Here is an 18,706-nt window from a genome sequence, read left to right on the forward strand (position 1 = left end):
AAACGCCCGGTTACATTCCGAACCCGGAAGCTAAGCCTTACAGCGCCGATGGTACTGCAGGGGGGACCCTGTGGGAGAGTAGGACACCGCCGAACTCCTTTTATAGCTCCGGTTCTTGGGCATGCAGCCCAAGAACCGGAGCTTTTTTGTGTTGAGGTAGGGTCAGGGAGCATCGTTGGAACGTTCCCACAGGAGGCCCCCGGGTGGAGGTCCAGGAGACCCGTGTCCAGACGGAACGGGTGCTCACCATCCCCAACATCCTCAGCATGGCGCGGCTCGCTGGTGTGCCGCTCTTCCTGTGGCTGATCCTGAGGCCCGAGTTCGGCGGTCCGCAGAGCGACGGCTGGGCGCTGCTGGTGCTCATGCTGAGCGGAGTCAGCGACTATCTGGACGGCAAGCTGGCGCGGCGTTGGAACCAGATCAGCAGCCTTGGCCGGCTGCTCGATCCCGCGGCCGACCGGCTCTACATTCTCTCGACTTTGGTCGGTCTCACCTGGCGCGAGATTCTGCCAATCTGGTTGACCGCTGCACTGCTGGCGCGCGAGCTGGTTCTCCTGGTGATGGTGGGCATCCTCAGGCGGCATGGCTATCCGCCGCCGCAGGTGAACTTCCTGGGGAAGGCCGCCACCTTCAACCTGATGTACGCCTTCCCGCTGCTCCTGCTCAGTGACGGAAGTGGATGGATCTCGTCACTCGGTGCTATTTTCGGATGGGCGTTCGCAGGATGGGGTACAACGCTGTATTGGTGGGCAGGAGTCCTCTACGTGGTACAAGTCCGCCGTCTGATCCGTGCGGACACCATGGCCGACTGAACCCGCCGTTTGGTGCTGGTCGTCGCTCGATGGCCCCCGGCGGAAAAGTGCGGGACAATCTGACGGGTGAAGTCGGCTAGACCGTCGTCTCTTCGAGGAGGACGCTTCCGACATGAAGGCCGTCGTGATGGCCGGAGGTGAAGGCACACGCCTTCGCCCCATGACCTCAAGCATGCCCAAGCCACTCCTGCCAGTGGTCAACCGCCCGATCATGGAGCATGTGCTGAGGCTGCTCAAAAGGCACGGGCTGAACGAGACCGTCGTGACTGTCCAGTTCCTGGCCTCCTTGGTCAAGAACTACTTCGGTGACGGCGAGGAGCTCGGAATGGAGCTCTCCTATGCCAACGAGGAGAAGCCACTCGGTACCGCCGGGAGCGTCAAGAACGCTGAGGAAGCGTTGAAGGACGATGCCTTCGTCGTCATCTCCGGTGATGCCCTGACCGATTTCGACCTCACCGAGCTCATCAATTTCCACAAGGAAAAAGGTGCGCTCGTCACCGTGTGTCTGACGCGGGTACCGAATCCATTGGAATTCGGAATCACGATCGTCGACGAAGAAGGCAAGGTCGAGCGCTTCCTTGAGAAGCCGACCTGGGGACAGGTCTTCTCCGACACCGTGAACACGGGCATCTACGTCATGGAGCCCGAAGTCTTCGACTATGTCGAACCCGATGTGTCCGTCGACTGGTCCGGCGATGTCTTTCCGCAGTTGATGAAGGAAGGCAAGCCGATCTACGGCTATATCGCCGAGGGCTACTGGGAGGACGTCGGCACGCACGAGAGCTATGTGAAGGCCCAGGCCGATGTCCTGGAGGGCAAGGTCGACGTCGAGATCGATGGGTTCGAGCTCTCCCCGGGTGTCTGGGTGGCCGAGGGTGCGGAGGTGCATCCCGATGCCGTTCTCCGTGGGCCGCTCTACATCGGCGACTACGCCAAGGTCGAGGCCGGTGCCGAGATCCGCGAGCACAGCGTCGTCGGTTCGAACGTCGTCGTGAAGTCCGGGGCCTTTCTGCACAAGGCCGTTGTGCACGACAACGTCTACGTCGGGCAGCACAGCAATCTGCGTGGCTGTGTCATTGGAAAGAACACCGACATCATGCGGGCCGCTCGGATCGAGGACGGCGCGGTCATCGGTGACGAGTGTTTGATCGGTGAAGAATCGATCATCCAGGGGAATGTACGGGTCTACCCGTTCAAGACCATCGAGGCCGGTGCCTTCGTCAACACCTCCGTCATCTGGGAGTCCAGAGGACAGGCGCATCTCTTCGGCGCGCGGGGGGTCTCCGGAATCCTGAACGTGGAGATCACCCCCGAACTCGCCGTGCGCCTTGCCGGCGCCTACGCGACGACCCTGAAGAAGGGCTCGACCGTCACCACCGCGCGCGATCACTCGCGTGGTGCTCGTGCGCTCAAGCGGGCGGTCATTTCCGCGCTGCAGGCCAGTGCCATCGACGTACGCGACCTGGAGAACGTACCGCTGCCCGTGGCCCGGCAGCAGACCGCTCGGGGTAGTGCCGGCGGGATCATGATCCGGACCACTCCCGGGGTGCCGGACTCTGTGGACATCATGTTCTTCGACGGGCGGGGAGCGGACCTGTCGCAGGGCGGTCAGCGGAAGCTGGACCGAGTGTTCGCGCGGCAGGAGTATCGGCGTGCGTTCCCCGGTGAGATCGGGGACCTGTACTTTCCGGCCAGCGTCTTCGACTCGTATACGGGTTCCTTGCTGCGGAACGTCGACACCACAGGGGTCGCCGAGTCCGGGCTGAAGGTCGTGGTCGACGCGTCGAACGGTAGTGCCGGGCTTGTCCTGCCTAGCCTGCTCGGCAAGCTGGGTGTGGACTCGCTGACCATCAACCCGGGTCTGGACGAGTCCAGGCCTACGGAGACCGGGGATATCCGGCGGTCGGGGCTGGTGCGGCTCGGTGAGATCGTCGCGTCGTCGCGGGCCGCCTTCGGAGTGCGCTTCGACCCTGTCGGTGAACGGCTCTCGCTGGTCGACGAGAAGGGGCGGATCGTCGAGGACGACCGTGCGCTGCTCGTCATGCTCGACCTGGTGGCCGCGGAACGGCGCAGCGGCCGGGTGGCGCTGCCGGTGACCACGACGAGGATCGCCGAGCAGGTGGCGGCGTACCACGGCACGCAGGTGGAGTGGACGACGACCTCGCCCGACGACCTGACCCGGGTGGGACGCGACGAGACGACCATCTTCGGGGGCGACGGCAAGGGCGGCTTCATCGTCCCGGAGTTCAGCAGTGTCTTCGACGGTACGGCGGCTTTCGTACGGTTGATCGGGCTGGTGGCGCGGACGCAGCTCACGCTCAGCCAGATCGACGCGCGGATTCCGCGGGCGCATGTCCTGAAGCGGGATCTGGCGACTCCGTGGGCGGTCAAGGGACTTGTGATGCGTCGGGTCGTCGAGGCGGCCGGAGAGCGCTTCGTGGACACCACCGACGGTGTGCGCGTGGTGGAGACCGACGGGCGCTGGGTGATGGTGCTGCCGGACCCGGCCGAGGCGGTCACCCATCTGTGGGCCGAGGGGCCGGACGACGCGTCCGCCCAGGCGCTGCTCGACGAGTGGTCGGCGGTCGTGGACAGCGCCGGTCGCTGAAAGGCGCGGCACGCGTGCGTGCCGGACATGTGTCCTCAAGGGGGCCTGTCCGGCACGCCGGTGGGGCCATTCGGAGGTAGTGGCCACGACGTGCGACGATGTGCGGCATGCCGCAGCAGCCCCCCGTTCGGAGGACACCCACGCGCCCTTCGCGTCCGGACGCGTCCATGTCGCTGCTCACCAACGTCATGGATCACAGCCTCGACGACGGCTATGCCGAGGCGGCCGAACGGAAGAAGGCCGCGGGGGCCGGCGGTATGCCCAAGACCCTCCGCGCCAGGCTGGGTCTCGCCGCCGGGTTGGTGCTCGCGGCGCTCGTCGTCACCGTGGGTGCGGCACAGGCGCGCGTGGCGGCTCCCGTCGTCGCCAAGGAGCGCGAGGAACTGATCGACCGTATTGACCGTGAGACCGACACGGCCGACAAGCTGGAGGGCTCCGTCGACAAGCTGCGCGACGACGTGGGCGATCGGCAGCGGGAGGCCCTCAAGAAGAGCGGCGGCGAGGACCAGTCGGAGCTCGTGGCCATTCTGTCGGGCGCGGTCGCCGTCCACGGTCCGGGCGTGAAGCTCGTCGTGAACGACGCCAAGGAAGCCACCACCGGCGGTGACGGCAACCCGCGCGAGACCAACGGTTTCTCGGACACGGGGCGCGTGCGCGACCGGGACATGCAGCGCGTGATCAACGGGCTGTGGGAGTCCGGGGCCGAGGCGGTCTCCATCAACGGACAGCGGCTTACGGCGCTGTCCGCGATCAGGGCCGCGGGTGACGCGATACTGGTCGACAACAAGCCACTGGTTCCGCCGTATACGGTGCTCGCCGTGGGGGACGGCAAGCGGTTGAGCACCAGGTTCCAGAACAGTGCCGACGGGCTGTATCTGCATGCCCTGCAGGAGAACTACGGCATCAGGACCGCCATCTCCACCGAGGACGACGTCCGGTTGCCCGTCGCACCGAGTGTGACCGTACGTACCGCACAGCCGAATACCGAGAAAAATGAGAAGGGCACATCGTGATCGCCGTACTGGGCCTCGTCGTGGGAGTCGTGGCCGGCATCTTGGTCCGGCCCGAGGTTCCGGCGGTCGTCGAGCCTTATCTGCCGATCGCCGTCGTGGCGGCGCTGGACGCCGTGTTCGGCGGCCTGCGGGCCATGCTCGACGGCATCTTCGACGACAAGGTCTTCGTGGTGTCGTTCCTGTCCAACGTGGTCGTGGCCGCGCTGATCGTGTTCCTGGGCGACAAGTTGGGCGTGGGCGCCCAGCTGTCGACCGGCGTCGTCGTGGTCCTGGGGATCCGGATCTTCTCCAACGCCGCGGCGATCCGCCGGCACGTCTTCCGGGCGTGAGGCCGATGAGCGAGAACGAAGAGACACCCGAGAACAGGTTGCGCAAGGAACTGCCCGAAGAGGTGGAGGCGCCCGCGACGGCCGCCGAGGGCGCGGAGAAGTCCTCCGAGCCGACTCCGGGGCTCACCGGGCGGCAGCGGCTGGCGAAGGGTGTGTGGCCGCCGCGCGTCACCCGGGCCCAACTCATCGTCGCCGTACTGCTGTTCGGGCTCGGCTTCGGGCTGGCCGTGCAGGTCGCCTCGAACAGCGACAGTGACAGTGCCCTGCGCGGCGCACGTCAGGAAGATCTCGTTCGCATCCTTGATGAACTGGACGACCGTACACAGCGTCTTGAGGACGAGAAGCAGGGACTGGAGAAGCAGCGCGACGAGCTGGAGAACAGCTCCGACCAGGCTGAGGAGGCCCGCAAGCAGACCGTCGAGAAGGAGGGGCAACTCGGCATTCTGGCGGGCACGGTGGCCGCGCAGGGACCTGGCATCACGATGACCATCGACGACACGAAGGGGACGGTCGAGGCGGACATGCTGCTCGACGCGATCCAGGAGCTGCGCGCGGCCGGCGCGGAGGCGATCCAGGTGAACGGCGTACGGGTCGTCGCCGGCACCTACCTCACGGACTCCGACAAGAGCGTGAGCGTCGACGGGAACAAGATCAACGCGCCCTATCGTTTCAAGGTCATCGGCAAGCCGGAGGACCTGGAGCCGGCGCTCAACATCCCTGGAGGCGTGGTGCAGACTCTTGAGAAGGAGCAGGCCACCGTTACCGTCGAGCGGTCGAACAAGATCGTCGTGGACGCCTTGCGAGCGGCGAAGCAGCCTGACTACGCTCGGTCGTCCTCTCAGTGAACCGGCGGTGCATGGGGGCCGTCCGGCAGGGGCATGAGGTTGCGGGGGGTCGGCGCACCGAATGGGTGGTGCGTGGTGGAAACTGTCTGGTGGATACGGACGTTGTGAGGATGTCCGGGTCGGCCGGTGTATGCAATCAGGGTTCGTCCTGCCCCACGGGCGGGTCTGTTTCGGTCAAGGGGAATCGCCCGTGAAGTTGTTTGCGAAGTTGTTCGGCAAGAGCGCGCGAGAGGGTAGCGACAATGCGAACGCGACCGCTCGCCATCGCGCACAGCCAGACGCGGAAGGCGAGCGTCCGCTGTTCCGAGACCAGGTGGGCGGTCAGGGCGGTGACGTTTCCGGAGGTCAGGGCGCGCCGTCTGTTGACCCTGCGGAGTCCGGCGGCATAGGTTTCGGGCAGCCGTCAACCTCAAGTACGGGTGGAGGGTTTTCCCCTATGTCGGCCCTGGTGTGTACGAGGTGCGGTAACCGCAACGCGGAGAACAGTCGCTTCTGTTCCAACTGCGGTGCGCCGTTGCGAGGCGGTGCCGAGCGGCCGTCCGAGACGACTTCGACGATCTCCATCTCCGGCCTTGAGGCGTACGACGCCGAGGTGACCGGACAGACGCAGATTCCGGCGCTCTCTCCCGAGGCGCAGGCGGCGGTGGACGCGCTGCCGCTGGGTTCCGCGCTCCTGGTCGTGCGCCGCGGCCCGAACTCGGGCAGCCGCTTCCTGCTGGACGGCGACCTGACCACGGCCGGGCGTCACCCGCAGAGCGACATCTTCCTGGACGACGTGACGGTCTCGCGCCGGCACGTGGAGTTCCGCCGCGCCGCGGACGGTTCGTTCACGGTGGCCGACGTGGGCAGCCTGAACGGTACGTACGTCAACCGCGAGCGGATCGACTCGGTCGCGCTCAACAATGGCGACGAGGTGCAGATCGGCAAGTACCGGCTGGTGTTCTACGCGAGCCAGCGAGGCTACTGACCCTCCCCCGGAGAAGGTCCATGCTTCATACACCGAGCGGCGGGGCCGGACACGGCGTCGCCGCCGCGGACAGTGGACTGATGAGCATCGGCACGGTGCTGAACGTGCTGCGCGACGAGTTCCCCGAAGTCACCATCTCCAAGATCCGTTTCCTGGAGTCGGAGGGGCTCATCGAGCCGCAGCGGACCCCCTCGGGGTACCGCAAGTTCAGCCCCGGTGACGTCGAGCGCCTCGGTCACGTCCTGAGGATGCAGCGGGACCACTATCTGCCGCTCAAGGTCATCCGCGAGCACCTGGACGCAATGGAGCGCGGCGAGGCCGTGCTTCTGCCTGCTGTGGGGCGCCAGCGGGACGGTGAGACCGTCCTGGAGGTCCCCGAGGGGCCCACGGCGGCCCGGATCGGCCGGGACGAGCTGCTGGCGGCGGCCGGCATCGGCGAGCAGGAGCTCGAGGAGTGGGAGTCGTACGGGCTCGTCGGGCCGTTGCCGGACGGGGCGTACGACGCGGAGGCGGCCACCGTGGCCGTCCTCGTCGTCGAGCTGGGCCGGTTCGGGATCGAACCGCGCCACCTTCGGGTGATGAAGGCGGCCGCCGATCGCGAGGCCGGGCTCGTGGACCAGGTGGTGGCCCCGCTGAAGCGCCATCGCAATCCGCAGACCAGGGCCCACGCGGAGGCCCGTACGAAGGAGCTGGCGGCGCTCACCGTACGGCTGCACGCCGCGCTCGTGCAGACCGCGCTGGGCGTGCGCCTGCCCTGAGCCGGGCGCCCGCGCGGCGGCCGGATCATCCCCCCGTTCCCTGCCCGACTACCCAAACGTCCCGGGCACGTCCTAGGGTTGCTGTGTGAACGAGCTCGATGTCGTAGGTGTCCGGGTCGAAATGCCCTCCAACCAACCGATCGTGCTCCTGCGTGAAGTGGGAGGCGACCGCTACCTCCCCATCTGGATCGGGCCGGGCGAGGCGACGGCGATCGCCTTCGCCCAGCAGGGCATGGCCCCCGCACGACCGCTGACCCACGACCTGTTCAAGGACGTGCTGGAGGCCGTCGGCCAGGAGCTCACCGAAGTGCGCATCACGGATCTGCGTGAGGGCGTCTTCTACGCCGAACTGGTCTTCGCCAGCGGGGTCGAGGTGAGCGCGCGCCCGTCCGACGCCATAGCGCTGGCGCTGCGCACGGGGACGCCGATCTACGGCAGCGACGGGGTGCTCGACGACGCCGGTATCGCGATCCCGGACGAGCAGGAGGACGAGGTGGAGAAGTTCCGCGAGTTCCTCGACCAGATCTCACCCGAGGACTTCGGCACCAGCAGCCAGTGAGTCGGGGCTGGCCCCGTGGACTCGCGGTCCGTGTGGCGCCGGTCCACGGTCGGTCACAACCGAAATGCCGGCATTTGCCAGCGGCTACTGAGAGCGTCCTGAAGCCCGCTCGGAGCACATTCGGCTAGCCTTTCCCCGCGGATGGGTGCGGGAAACCACTCCTAGGGTGATTATCACTCGGCGTGCCGAGTGTGGCGATCGTTGACGCACCCCTGGTGACTGCCTACCGTCGAGAAGGCAGGTCAAGGACGGAGGTCGGCGTGAGCAGCAGCGGCGACGGTACGGCTGGGGGTGCCCCGGGACACGGTCTCGGGGAGAGCGGTCCGTACCCTCCCCCAGGCTCTCAACTGCGTTCGAGCAGGGGTTACCCCTATCGCTCCGGCGCGGCCGATCACGTTCCGCAGCGACCGGCGGCCGTGCCGAGCAGCGGAGGGGCGACGTCCATGGCGTCCGAGCAGATCGGCTATCGAGGTCCTACGGCCTGTGCGGCCGCCGGGATCACCTATCGGCAACTGGACTACTGGGCACGCACCGGGCTCGTGGAGCCGAGCGTGCGGCCCGCCCACGGGTCGGGCACGCAGCGGCTGTACAGCTTCCGGGACGTCGTCGTCCTGAAGATCGTCAAGCGGTTCCTCGACACCGGTGTGTCCCTGCAGAACATCCGCACCGCGGTCCAGCATCTGCGCGCCTGCGGCTTCCGCGACCTGGAGCGCATGACGCTGATGAGCGACGGCGCCACGGTCTACGAGTGCACCTCGCCCGACGAGGTCCACGCGCTGCTCCAGGGCGGTCAGGGCATCTTCGGGATCGCCGTCGGAGTGGTGTGGCGGGACGTCGAGAGCGCGCTCTCGCAGCTGCACGGCGAGCGGATCGACACGGGCGAGACGCTGGTCGGGAACAACCCCGCGGACGAGCTCGCAAGGCGCCGGAACCGGGCCGTCTGAGCGGCTCGGGGCGGCACCCGGCGGTCGTTGCGGGGGCATTGTCAGTGGCGTAGTGCAGCATCGGAGATGTGAGAAACGCGCCCACGATCCTGCATCTCGACATGGATGCCTTCTACGCCTCGGCGGAGCAGGCGTCCAAGCCGAGTCTGCGCGGGAAGGCCGTCGTGGTGGGCGGGCTAGGGCCGCGCGGGGTGGTCGCCACCGCCTCGTACGAGGCTCGGGTGTTCGGGGTCAGGTCCGCGATGCCGATGGCCCAGGCGCGGCGGCTCGCGCCGAACGCCGCGTATCTGGTGCCGCGCTTCGGGTTCTACCGGGCGATCAGCGAGCAGGTCATGGGGCTTCTGCACTCGCTGTCGCCGCTGGTGGAGCCGCTCAGCCTGGACGAGGCGTTCGTGGACCTGGAGACCGAGGGGGCGGCCTGGGACCGGGCGTCGGCACGGTTGGTCGGGGAGAAGCTGCGCGCGGACATACGGGCGGTCACGGGGCTGACCGGGTCGGTCGGCCTGGCCGCGTCCAAGATGCTCGCCAAGATCGCTTCCGAGGAGGCCAAGCCTGACGGGCTGGTGCTCATCGAGCCCGGGACCGAGCGGGCCATGCTCGGGCCCATGTCGGTGCGGACGTTGCCGGGGGTGGGGCCGGCGACGGGGGACCATCTGCGGCGGGCCGGGATCACCACGGTCGACGATCTGGCCGAGGCAGGTGAGGACGAGCTGGTGCGGATGTTGGGGAAGGCGCACGGGCACGGGCTCTACGCGATGGCGTTGGCTCGGGACGATCGGCCTGTGGTGGCCGAGCGGGAGACCAAGTCGGTGTCGGTCGAGGACACCTACGACGTGGACATCCATGACCGGGTGAGGGTGGGGCTGGAGGTGCAGCGGCTGGCGGATCGGTGTGTGCGGCGGTTGCGGGAGGCGGGGTTGTCGGGGCGGACCATCGTGTTGAAGGTGCGACGGTACGACTTCTCCACGTTGACTCGGTCCGAGACCTTGCGGGGGCCTACGGATGATCCGGGGGTGGTGCGGGAGGCCGCCGGGCGGTTGTTGGAGTCCGTGGATACGACGGGGGGTGTGCGGTTGTTGGGGGTGGGGGTGAGTGGGCTTGCCGACTTCACGCAGGAGGATCTTTTCGCGCAGGCGGCGGGGGCGGCGGGCGTGGTGGGGGACGGGGTGGATCACTTGGTCGAGGAGGAGAGGGGCGGGGAGGGGGTGGATCACTCGGTCGAGGAGCAGCAGGTGGTTGCCGAGCGGCGGTGGCCCTCGGGGCATGACGTGCGGCATGCCGAGTTCGGGCATGGGTGGGTGCAGGGGAGTGGGCTTGGGCGGGTGACTGTGCGGTTTGAGACGCCGAGGTCCGAGCCGGGGCGTGTACGCACGTTTCGGGTCGACGACCTTGAGTTGGAGCCGGCTGAGCCGTTGCCGTTGGTTGCCGGAGGGCCCGGTGTTTCGGTGGACGGGGTTCGGACGTGACCGTCGGTCCGGGTGCTGTCGGACGCCTCAGGCGTCGGCGTCCTCTGTGCCGGCCAGCTTGCCGAAGTCGTGGTCCGGGAACGTTGGTGGGGGTGCTGTGTCGAGGCCGTAGTGGTGGTAGAGCTGGAGTTCTTGTTGGGGGGAGAGGTGGCGGCCTACGCCGAAGTCGGGGGCGTCTTTGATGAGGGCGCGTTCGAAGGGGACGTGGAGGGTGCCCTCGATCAGTTCGCTGGGTTCCAGGGGGACGAAGGCGTCGCGGGAGAAGAGGCCGGTGCGTATGGCGGCCCACTCCGGCACGCCGGTCGCGTCGTCGAGGTAGATCTCGTCGATCGTGCCGATCTTGGTGCCGTTGCGGTCGAACGCCTTGCGGCCGATCAGGTTGCGCGGATCGATGTCGGTCTGCACGGGCCCTCCACGTGGTCGCGACGCACTCGTAAACACTACGAAAGAGCACATTGGTGATCGTGGCCACTCGAAGGCTCGGGCGTAGCGCTCGCTGGTAGGCTGACAGCGGCTGCTGACCCCGTGCGGGAGAGTCCTCCAGACACCATCGGAGGCGCCGAAGGAGCAAATCCTCCCCGGAATCTCTCAGGCCCACGTACCGCACGGACGAGGTCACTCTGGAAAGCAGGGCGGGTGTCGAAGGCCTCCGCTCTCACCGACGGTGAAAGCCGGGCGCCTTCGGGATGTCCGGTGAAGCTCTCAGGTTGAGATGACAGAGGGGGAGGCCGTCGGGGTACCCGTGCCGTGGTACCCCTCGAAGGTCGTGACCGACCAGGAGGCCTCCGCAATGACCGCCCATCGCACTCCGCTCTCCGAACTCGAACAGGGAATCCCGTTCGAGCAGCGCCACATCGGGCCCGACCAGGAGGCGCGGGCCAAGATGCTCGCGCAGGTCGGCTACGGCTCGCTGGACGAGCTCACCGCCGCCGCGGTGCCGGATGTGATCAAGAACGCCGATGCCCTGGACCTGCCCGGTGCGCGCACCGAGGCCGAGGTGCTGGCCGAACTGCGGTCGCTGGCCGATCGGAACCAGGTCCTCGACTCCATGGTCGGGCTCGGGTACTACGGCACCTTCACGCCGCCCGTCATCCTGCGCAACGTGATGGAGAACCCGGCCTGGTACACGGCCTACACGCCGTACCAGCCGGAGATCTCGCAGGGTCGCCTTGAGGCCCTGCTCAACTTCCAGACCATGGTCGCCGACCTCACCGGGCTGCCGACCTCCGGTGCCTCCCTCCTCGACGAGGGCACCGCCGCCGCCGAGGCCGTGGCGCTGTCCCGGCGGATGGGCAAGAACAAGAAGGGTCTGTTCCTGGTCGACGCGGACGCGTTGCCGCAGACCATCGCCGTGATCGAGACGCGGGCCGAGCCGGCGGGCGTGGAGGTCGTGGTCGCCGACCTCTCCGACGGTATCCCGGCCGAGGTCGCGGGGCGTGAGATCAACGGCGTCCTCGTCCAGTACCCCGGCGCCTCCGGTGCCGTACGGGACATCAAGCCGTTGATCGACCAGGCGCACGAGCTCGGCGCGCTCGTCACCGTCGCCGCCGATTTGCTGGCGCTGACGCTGCTGAAGTCGCCCGGTGAGCTGGGTGCGGACATCGCCGTCGGCACGACGCAGCGGTTCGGTGTGCCGATGGGCTTCGGCGGGCCGCACGCGGGCTACATGGCCGTACGCGAGAAGTTCGCGCGCAGCCTGCCCGGGCGGCTGGTGGGCGTGTCCGTGGACGCCGACGGGCACAAGGCCTACCGGCTCGCTCTGCAGACGCGTGAGCAGCACATCCGCCGGGAGAAGGCCACCAGCAACATCTGTACCGCGCAAGTGCTGCTCGCCGTCATGGCCGGTATGTACGCCGTCTACCACGGGCCCGAGGGGCTGCGGGTGATCGCGCGGCGCACCCACCGGTACGCCACGATCCTGGCCGAGGGGCTCAGGGCCGGCGGGGTCGAGGTCGTGCACGGGTCGTACTTCGACACGCTCACCGTGCGCGTCGAGGGGCGGGCCGCCGAGGTCGTCGTCGCCGCGCGGGAGAACGGCGTCAACCTGCACCTGGTCGATGCCGATCACGTGTCGATCGCCTGTGACGAGACGACCGCGCGGGCCCAACTGGGCGCTGTCTGGGCGGCGTTCGGGGTCGAGGGGGACGTGGAGGCGCTGGACGCCGGGGCCGGGGAGACGATTCCGCAGGAGCTGCTGCGGAGCGACGAGTTCCTCGTTCACCCCGTCTTCCAGCAGCACCGCTCCGAGACGGCGATGCTGCGCTACCTGCGCAAGCTGGCCGACCGTGACTACGCGCTCGACCGAGGCATGATCCCGCTGGGCTCCTGCACGATGAAGCTCAACGCGACCGCGGAGATGGAGCCGGTCACCTGGCCCGAGTTCGGGCAGCTGCACCCCTTCGCGCCCGCCGAGCAGGCGCAGGGCTATCTGACGCTCATCCGTGAGCTGGAGGAGCGGCTCGCCGAGGTCACCGGGTACGACAAGGTGTCGCTGCAGCCCAACGCCGGGTCGCAGGGCGAGTTCGCCGGGCTGCTCGCCGTACGCGGATACCACCGTGCCAACGGGGACGAGCAGCGGACCGTGTGTCTGATTCCGTCGTCCGCGCACGGGACGAACGCCGCCAGCGCCGTCATGGCCGGCATGAAGGTCGTCGTCGTGAAGACCGCCGAGGACGGCGAGATCGACGTCGAGGATCTGCGGGCGAAGATCGAGCAGTACCGCGACGAACTTGCCGTACTGATGATCACGTACCCGTCGACGCACGGTGTGTTCGAGGAGCATGTCGCCGACATCTGCGCGCAGGTGCACGAGGCCGGTGGGCAGGTCTACGTCGACGGGGCCAACCTCAACGCGCTTGTGGGGCTTGCCAAGCCGGGGCACTTCGGCGGCGATGTCTCGCATCTGAATCTGCACAAGACGTTCTGCATTCCGCACGGTGGCGGTGGTCCGGGCGTCGGGCCGGTCGGTGTGCGGGCGCATCTGGCGCCGTATCTGCCGAACCATCCGCTGCAGCCCGCGGCTGGTCCGGAGACCGGGGTGGGCCCGATCTCCGCGGCTCCGTGGGGTTCCGCGGGCATCCTGCCGATCTCTTGGGCGTACGTCCGGCTCATGGGCGGCGAGGGGCTGAAGCGGGCCACGCAGGTGGCGGTCCTCAGCGCCAACTACATCGCCAAGCGTCTTGAGCCGCACTATCCCGTGCTCTACACCGGGCCCGGCGGGCTGGTCGCGCACGAGTGCATCATCGATCTGCGGCCGCTGACCAAGGCGACCGGGGTGAGCGTCGACGACGTCGCCAAGCGGCTGATCGACTACGGGTTCCACGCGCCGACGATGTCCTTCCCGGTGGCCGGCACGCTGATGATCGAGCCGACGGAGTCCGAGGACCTGATCGAGCTGGATCGGTTCTGCGAGGCGATGATCGCCATTCGCGCGGAGATCGAGAAGGTGGGGTCTGGGGAGTGGCCCGCCGACGACAACCCGTTGCGGGGTGCGCCCCACACGGCGGCTGCTCTGGGTGACGCGTGGGAGCACGCGTACACGCGCGAGGAGGCCGTGTTCCCGGGCGGGGTCTCGGTTGCCGACAAGTACTGGCCGCCGGTTCGGCGTATCGACCAGGCCTTCGGTGACCGGAACCTGGTGTGCTCCTGCCCGCCGTTGGACGCGTACGAGGACTGACAGCGCTGCACTGAACAGCTGAAGAGAAGGGCTCCTGCCGCGTGTGCGTCGGTGGGAGCCCTTTCTTGCGTCAGCTTCAGGTCGTCGAGAGGGAGACCTCGGTCGACTCGATCAGGGCGACGGCGGGGTCGCCGGTCTTGAGGGCGAGGTCGTCGACAGCCTCGCGGGTGATGGCGGCGGTCAGGGCGCCACCGTCCACGTCGAGTTTCACCGAGGCCATCGCTTCGCCGGTCGTGATGTCGGTGATCGTGCCGGGGAGTTGGTTGCGGATCGAGAGGCCTGCGACCGGGCCTGTGGCGAGGGAGACCTCGGTCGATTTCACCAGGGCGCGGACGGGGGTGCCCGGGGTGAGGGCGAGTTCGGTGACGGCTTCGCGGGTGATCGCGGCGGTGAGGTTCTGGCCGCCGGTGAGGCGGATGCCGACGGTTGCCATCACCTCGCCGGGGGTGACGTTGGTGACGGTGCCGGGGAGCTGGTTGCGGATGCTGAGGGCCATGCGCATCACCGTAGGCCTTGCTGGGGCTTATGCCGGGTACGCGTGTGTCTGCGTCGCCTTGACCGTTGCCCAGACCGAGGCGCCGGGGTGCAGGTCGAGTTCGGCCGCGGCGACCGTGGTGAGGTCGGCGGCGAGGGGGAGTTCGCCGGTGAGGTCTGCGCGGATCTGGTCGCCGTGGGTTTCCAGGCCGGCCACTTCGCAGTGCCAGAGGTTGCGGGCGCTGGTTCCAGTGGGGCGGGTGCGGTGGAGGGTTACCGCGCTGGGTGGGAATGCGACGAAGGCTTCGCCGGAGAGGGTTTCCGCGGTGGCGATCTCTGGGCCTGCGTCGAGGGTGACGGTGTGGCCGTCGGCCTGGCCCTTGTAGAGGTTGAGGCCTACGAGTTGGGCGATGTAGTCCGTGCGGGGGTGGCGGGCGATGTCTCTGGGGGTGCCTTCCTGTACTACGCGGCCGTCCTCGATGACCACCAAGCGGTCGGCCAGGACCATGGCGTCCAGGGGGTCGTGGGTGACCAGGACGGCTACTGCCTCGAACTCGGCCAGGTGGTGGCGGAGTTGGGTGCGGATATCGAGGCGGGTGCGGGCGTCCAGGGCGGCGAGGGGTTCGTCCAGGAGGAGTAGGCGGGGGTTGGTGGCGAGGGCTCTTGCGAGGGCTACGCGTTGGGCCTGGCCGCCGGACAGGTGGCGGGGCTTGGTGGTGGTGTGGATGGCCAGGCCCATGCGGGTCAGCCAGGTTGTGGCTTGGGCTCTTGCTTCTTTTTTTGTTGCGCCGTGGCAGCGGGGGCCGAAGGCGACGTTGTCCAGGGCGGTGAGGTGGGGGAAGAGGAGGTAGTCCTGGAATACGACGCCTACGGGGCGGGATTCGGGGGGTGTGCGGTGTAGGGGGGTGCCGTCCAGGTGGAGGTGGCCGGCGGTGAGGGGGGTTAGGCCGGCGAGGGTGCGTAGGGCGGTGGTTTTGCCTGCGCCGTTGGGGCCTAGGAGGGCTACGACATCTCCTGGGGCGGCCTTGAGGGTGACGTCCAGGTGGAAGGTCTTGAGGTCGACGATTAGGTGGGCGTCCAGGCCGGTGGGCGGGTGCGCGTGCGGGTGCGTGGGGGGTACCCGGCCTTCGGCCGGGATTGGGTTCCCACCCGCACCACCCGTACTGCTTTCGTTGTCGGGTGCGGGTAGCCCCTGTGGGGGCCTCGCGCCGTCGGCGGCTGCGGGGGGAGTGTTCGTCATCGGGCAGTCATCCAGCGGGTGTTGGGCCAATAGGCGTTCAACCGAGGGCGATTGACGGTGGTCACGCCGGACTCACCCACCGCTCCCGTAGAGCCGCCAGGACTGTGATGGAGACGGCGAGCAGGACCAGGCTCAAGGCGATGGCCGCTTCGGGGTTGTTCTGGAGGGCCAAGTAGACCGCCAGGGGCATTGTTTGGGTGCGGCCTGGGAAGTTGCCGGCGAAGGTGATCGTCGCTCCGAATTCGCCCAGGGCCCGGGCCCAGGCGAGGACGGCGCCGGCCGCGATGCCTGGCGCGATCAGGGGGAGGGTGACCCGGCGGAAGGCCGTGAAGCGGGAGGCGCCCAGGGTGGTGGCTGCCTCCTCGTAGCGGGGGTCCGCCGCGCGCAGGGTGCCTTCGACGCTGATGACCAGGAACGGCATGGCCACGAAGGTCTCCGCCACGATGACGCCCGTCGTGGTGAAGGGGAGGGTGATGCCGAACCAGGAGTCGAGCCACTGGCCGACGATGCCGTTGCGGCCGAGGGCCAGGAGGAGGGCCACGCCGCCGACGACGGGCGGGAGGACGAGGGGGAGGGTCACCAAGGCTCGTACGAAGCCCCGTCCCGGGAAGTCCGTGCGGGCCAGCAGCCAGGCCAGGGGGACGCCGATCACCAGGCTCGCCGCGGTTGCCGCTGTGGCGCAGAGGAGGGACAGGCGGAGTGCCTGCCATACCTCCGTGCTGGTCAGTTGGTCGGGGAGGGTGCTCCAGGGGGCTCGGACGAGCAGAGCCACCAAGGGGAGCAGGAGGAAGGCCAGGCCCAGGAGGGCGGGGAGCAGGAGGGGGAGGGGGACTCCTCTGCGTACGCCCTTGCGGACACGCCTCCGCCGCGGGCCGGACTCCAGGGTCTCGGCCGCGGCGTCGGACATGTCGCTCGGGGTCACGGCTTGAGGAACCCGGCCTCGGTCAGCACCTTCTGGCCCTCGGCGGACTGCACCAGGGCCACGAACGCCTTGGCGCCGGCGGCGTTGGGCGCGTCCTTGAGGAGGGTGATCGGGTAGTCGTTGATGGCGTCGGCCGACTCGGGGAAGTCCACGCCCTCCACCTTGCCACCGGCCGCCTTCACGTCGGTCCTGTAGACGACGGCCGCGTCGGCCTCCTTCAGGACCACCTTGTTGAGGGCGGACTTGACGTCCTGCTCGTAGGAGACCGGGGTGAGCTTCAACTTGCCGGCGTCCAGGGCCTTTTGGGCGGCGGCGCCGCAGGGCACCGTCTTGTCGCACAGGACGACCTTGAGGCTCGACTTGGTGAGGTCCTTGAGGGAGGCGACCTTGTCGGGGTTGCCCGGCAGGGTGGCGATCTCCAGCTGGTTGCGGACGAAGGTCGCGGGCGTGCCGACCCCGTCGCCCTTGTCCGTCACGATCGCCATCGTCTTGGGGCTGGCCGCGGCGAACACATCGGCCGGGGCGCCGCCGGTGATGCCCGCGGCGAGGCTGTCGCTGCCGCCGAAGCTGAAGGTGACCTTGGTGCCCGGGTGCTGCTTCTCGAACTCCTTGCCCAGGGTCGAGAAGCTCTCCTGGAGCGAGGCGGCGGCGAACACGGTGATCGTGCCCGACAGCTTCGGCGACGAGGACGTCGACGCCGACGAGTCCGACTTGGTGGAGTCCGAGTGCGATCCGGAGGAGCACGCGCTCAGGGCCAGCAGCGCGGCGGCTCCCACGCCCGCTGCCTGCAGGGTCCGGCGGGTCCGGCGCGCGGAACGGGTCATCACGGGTCCACTCCCTCTGTTTTTTCGTGGAGGAACCCCTCGGGCGCCTCCCGTGCGCCGATCATACTGGCGCATTTGCGAGGCGAAAGTCTCCTGTCGCATCGCATGAGCTGGAGCAATTCCCATGTGGGGTGGCATGTGCGTTCGTACGGGAGTGGTGTGCCGGGTGGGTCAGGAACGGTCGATGTGGACATTTGTCGACTTGACCCGGGCGGTGGCCTCCATGCCCACCTCCAGGCCGAGATCCTCGACGGCCTCGCGGGTCAGCAGCGAGACGAGGCGGTGCGGGCCGGCCTGGATCTCGACCTGGGCCGCCACGTCACCCAGCTTGATGGCGGTGACGATCCCGGGGAAGGCGTTGCGCACGGAGGTGTGGGAGGGGGCCTCCTCCTCGCCGTCCGCCTTCGCGAGTTCGACCGAGAACGCCGCCAGGTCGCGCCCCTCGATGAGCCGGCGACCGCTGTCGTCGCGGTGGGTGGTGACCCGGCCGGCATCCGCCCAGCGACGCGCGGTGTCGGGGCTCACGCCGAGCAGCCGTGCTGCCTGGCCGATTGTGTAGGACTGCATGCGGATCACGATAGGGCCGTGAACGGGCCGTCGCGGACGTGGGGTTGAGCGCCGGGTGTATCGCGATATAGCGTTAGTGGTGTGACTGTCATCGGAGCGGGTGAGGGTATGGCGGACGAGCTGCGGGCCTCGCACAGGGACCGGGACCGGGTCGTGGACGTGCTGCGCGTCGCCGCCGGCGACGGCCGGCTGACCTCGGAGGAGCTCGACGAGCGCGTGGAGGCCGCCCTGACCGCCCGCACACTGGGTGAGCTCGCCGCCCTGACGACGGACCTGCCGGCGGTGGCCGGGACGGTCGTGGCCCAGGTGAAGGACGTCGTCCGCATCGAGCAGCAGGGCGGATCGGTCCGACGCGGCGAGGGGTGGGTGGTTCCGCGGGTGCTGGAGATCGAGTCGGCCTGGGGTGATGTGACCCTCGACTTCACGCAGGCGGTGATCACCTACGAGACCCTGCGCATCGACCTCGACATGCGGGGCGGGACGCTGCGGCTGGTGACGCGGCCGGGTGTTGTGGTGGACACGGACTCGCTGGTGACCGAGTTCGCCAAGATCAAGGTGCGCGCGGCGGGGGATGTGGGGACTCCGGTCGAACTGCGGGTCGAGATCGGCGGCCGCCAGAGCTACGGCCGGGTGGTGGTACGGCCGCCGCGGCGCGGGTTCGGTAGGCGCACTCCGGCGGCCTGATCGTCGTAGCGTCGAGGC

General features: G+C 68.4%; 18 protein-coding genes, 1 rRNA gene and 1 riboswitch. Of the genes, 13 read left to right on the forward strand and 6 right to left on the reverse strand.

Annotated features, from left to right (window positions below):
* From rrf to M2283_RS43060, 11 genes are all read left to right on the forward strand, one after another.
* A 5S ribosomal RNA gene (gene rrf, locus M2283_RS43010) occupies window positions 1-95 on the forward strand; the annotation flags it as partial.
* Window positions 96-203: 108 nt separating this feature from the next.
* Window positions 204-812 (forward strand): CDP-alcohol phosphatidyltransferase family protein, encoded by a 609-nt coding sequence (locus tag M2283_RS43015; protein WP_280882035.1) that lies wholly within the window; start codon window positions 204-206, stop codon window positions 810-812.
* 112 nt (window positions 813-924) lie between these two features.
* On the forward strand, window positions 925-3,420 hold the full coding sequence (locus M2283_RS43020; protein WP_280882036.1) for a mannose-1-phosphate guanyltransferase: 2,496 nt from the start codon (window positions 925-927) through the stop codon (window positions 3,418-3,420).
* 98 nt (window positions 3,421-3,518) lie between these two features.
* Window positions 3,519-4,433, forward strand: coding sequence for a DUF881 domain-containing protein (locus M2283_RS43025; protein ID WP_280882037.1), 915 nt, complete (start codon window positions 3,519-3,521; stop codon window positions 4,431-4,433).
* Window positions 4,430-4,762, forward strand: coding sequence for a small basic family protein (locus tag M2283_RS43030; protein ID WP_280882038.1), 333 nt, complete (start codon window positions 4,430-4,432; stop codon window positions 4,760-4,762). The genes M2283_RS43025 and M2283_RS43030 overlap by 4 nt, the downstream gene beginning before the upstream one ends.
* 5 nt (window positions 4,763-4,767) lie before the next feature.
* Entirely contained in the window at window positions 4,768-5,607 is an 840-nt protein-coding gene (locus M2283_RS43035) for a DUF881 domain-containing protein (RefSeq protein WP_280882039.1), read from the forward strand.
* Window positions 5,608-5,668: 61 nt separating this feature from the next.
* A complete protein-coding gene (locus tag M2283_RS43040) occupies window positions 5,669-6,574 on the forward strand; it encodes an FHA domain-containing protein (protein ID WP_280882040.1) in 906 nt (301 codons plus the stop codon).
* Between the two features lie 20 nt (window positions 6,575-6,594).
* The gene (gene ftsR, locus M2283_RS43045; RefSeq protein ID WP_280882041.1) at window positions 6,595-7,332 is read left to right on the forward strand and encodes a transcriptional regulator FtsR; all 738 of its coding nucleotides are present in this window, start codon (window positions 6,595-6,597) and stop codon (window positions 7,330-7,332) included.
* Window positions 7,333-7,417: 85 nt separating this feature from the next.
* On the forward strand, window positions 7,418-7,891 hold the full coding sequence (locus M2283_RS43050) for a bifunctional nuclease family protein (RefSeq protein WP_004002801.1): 474 nt from the start codon (window positions 7,418-7,420) through the stop codon (window positions 7,889-7,891).
* Between the two features lie 260 nt (window positions 7,892-8,151).
* Entirely contained in the window at window positions 8,152-8,835 is a 684-nt protein-coding gene (locus M2283_RS43055; RefSeq protein ID WP_280882042.1) for a MerR family transcriptional regulator, read from the forward strand.
* A 68-nt stretch (window positions 8,836-8,903) separates the two neighbouring features.
* Window positions 8,904-10,301, forward strand: coding sequence for a DNA polymerase IV (locus tag M2283_RS43060; protein ID WP_280882043.1), 1,398 nt, complete (start codon window positions 8,904-8,906; stop codon window positions 10,299-10,301).
* Window positions 10,302-10,328: 27 nt separating this feature from the next.
* Here the strand turns inward: M2283_RS43060 and M2283_RS43065 are convergent, their stop codons facing one another.
* Entirely contained in the window at window positions 10,329-10,706 is a 378-nt protein-coding gene (locus M2283_RS43065; RefSeq protein WP_280882045.1) for a PRC-barrel domain-containing protein, read from the reverse strand.
* A 113-nt stretch (window positions 10,707-10,819) separates the two neighbouring features.
* A riboswitch (glycine riboswitch) is annotated at window positions 10,820-10,915 on the forward strand.
* Window positions 10,916-11,091: 176 nt separating this feature from the next.
* Here M2283_RS43065 and gcvP point away from each other — a divergent pair.
* Complete coding sequence (gene gcvP / locus M2283_RS43070; RefSeq protein ID WP_280882046.1) at window positions 11,092-13,977, forward strand: aminomethyl-transferring glycine dehydrogenase; 2,886 nt, start codon at window positions 11,092-11,094, stop codon at window positions 13,975-13,977.
* Between the two features lie 76 nt (window positions 13,978-14,053).
* On the opposite strand, the gene M2283_RS43075 is transcribed toward gcvP, so the two are convergent.
* From M2283_RS43075 to M2283_RS43095, 5 genes are all read right to left on the reverse strand, one after another.
* Window positions 14,054-14,473 carry a TOBE domain-containing protein gene (locus M2283_RS43075; RefSeq protein WP_280882047.1) on the reverse strand — a complete coding sequence of 140 codons (420 nt, stop codon included), beginning with the start codon at window positions 14,471-14,473 and terminating at the stop codon, window positions 14,054-14,056.
* A 27-nt stretch (window positions 14,474-14,500) separates the two neighbouring features.
* A complete protein-coding gene (locus M2283_RS43080) occupies window positions 14,501-15,691 on the reverse strand; it encodes an ABC transporter ATP-binding protein (protein ID WP_280882048.1) in 1,191 nt (396 codons plus the stop codon).
* A 61-nt stretch (window positions 15,692-15,752) separates the two neighbouring features.
* Window positions 15,753-16,598 (reverse strand): molybdate ABC transporter permease subunit, encoded by an 846-nt coding sequence (gene modB / locus M2283_RS43085; RefSeq protein WP_280882049.1) that lies wholly within the window; start codon window positions 16,596-16,598, stop codon window positions 15,753-15,755.
* Window positions 16,599-16,609: 11 nt separating this feature from the next.
* Window positions 16,610-17,437, reverse strand: coding sequence for a molybdate ABC transporter substrate-binding protein (modA, locus tag M2283_RS43090; RefSeq protein ID WP_280882050.1), 828 nt, complete (start codon window positions 17,435-17,437; stop codon window positions 16,610-16,612).
* Between the two features lie 171 nt (window positions 17,438-17,608).
* Complete coding sequence (locus M2283_RS43095) at window positions 17,609-18,004, reverse strand: TOBE domain-containing protein (protein ID WP_280882051.1); 396 nt, start codon at window positions 18,002-18,004, stop codon at window positions 17,609-17,611.
* Between the two features lie 108 nt (window positions 18,005-18,112).
* Here M2283_RS43095 and M2283_RS43100 point away from each other — a divergent pair, with 108 nt between their 5' ends.
* Window positions 18,113-18,688 (forward strand): DUF1707 SHOCT-like domain-containing protein, encoded by a 576-nt coding sequence (locus M2283_RS43100; protein ID WP_280882162.1) that lies wholly within the window; start codon window positions 18,113-18,115, stop codon window positions 18,686-18,688.
* Window positions 18,689-18,706: the final 18 nt, after the last annotated feature.

The sequence above is a fragment of the Streptomyces pseudovenezuelae genome (assembly GCF_029892565.1).
Classification (GTDB): domain Bacteria; phylum Actinomycetota; class Actinomycetes; order Streptomycetales; family Streptomycetaceae; genus Streptomyces; species Streptomyces pseudovenezuelae_A.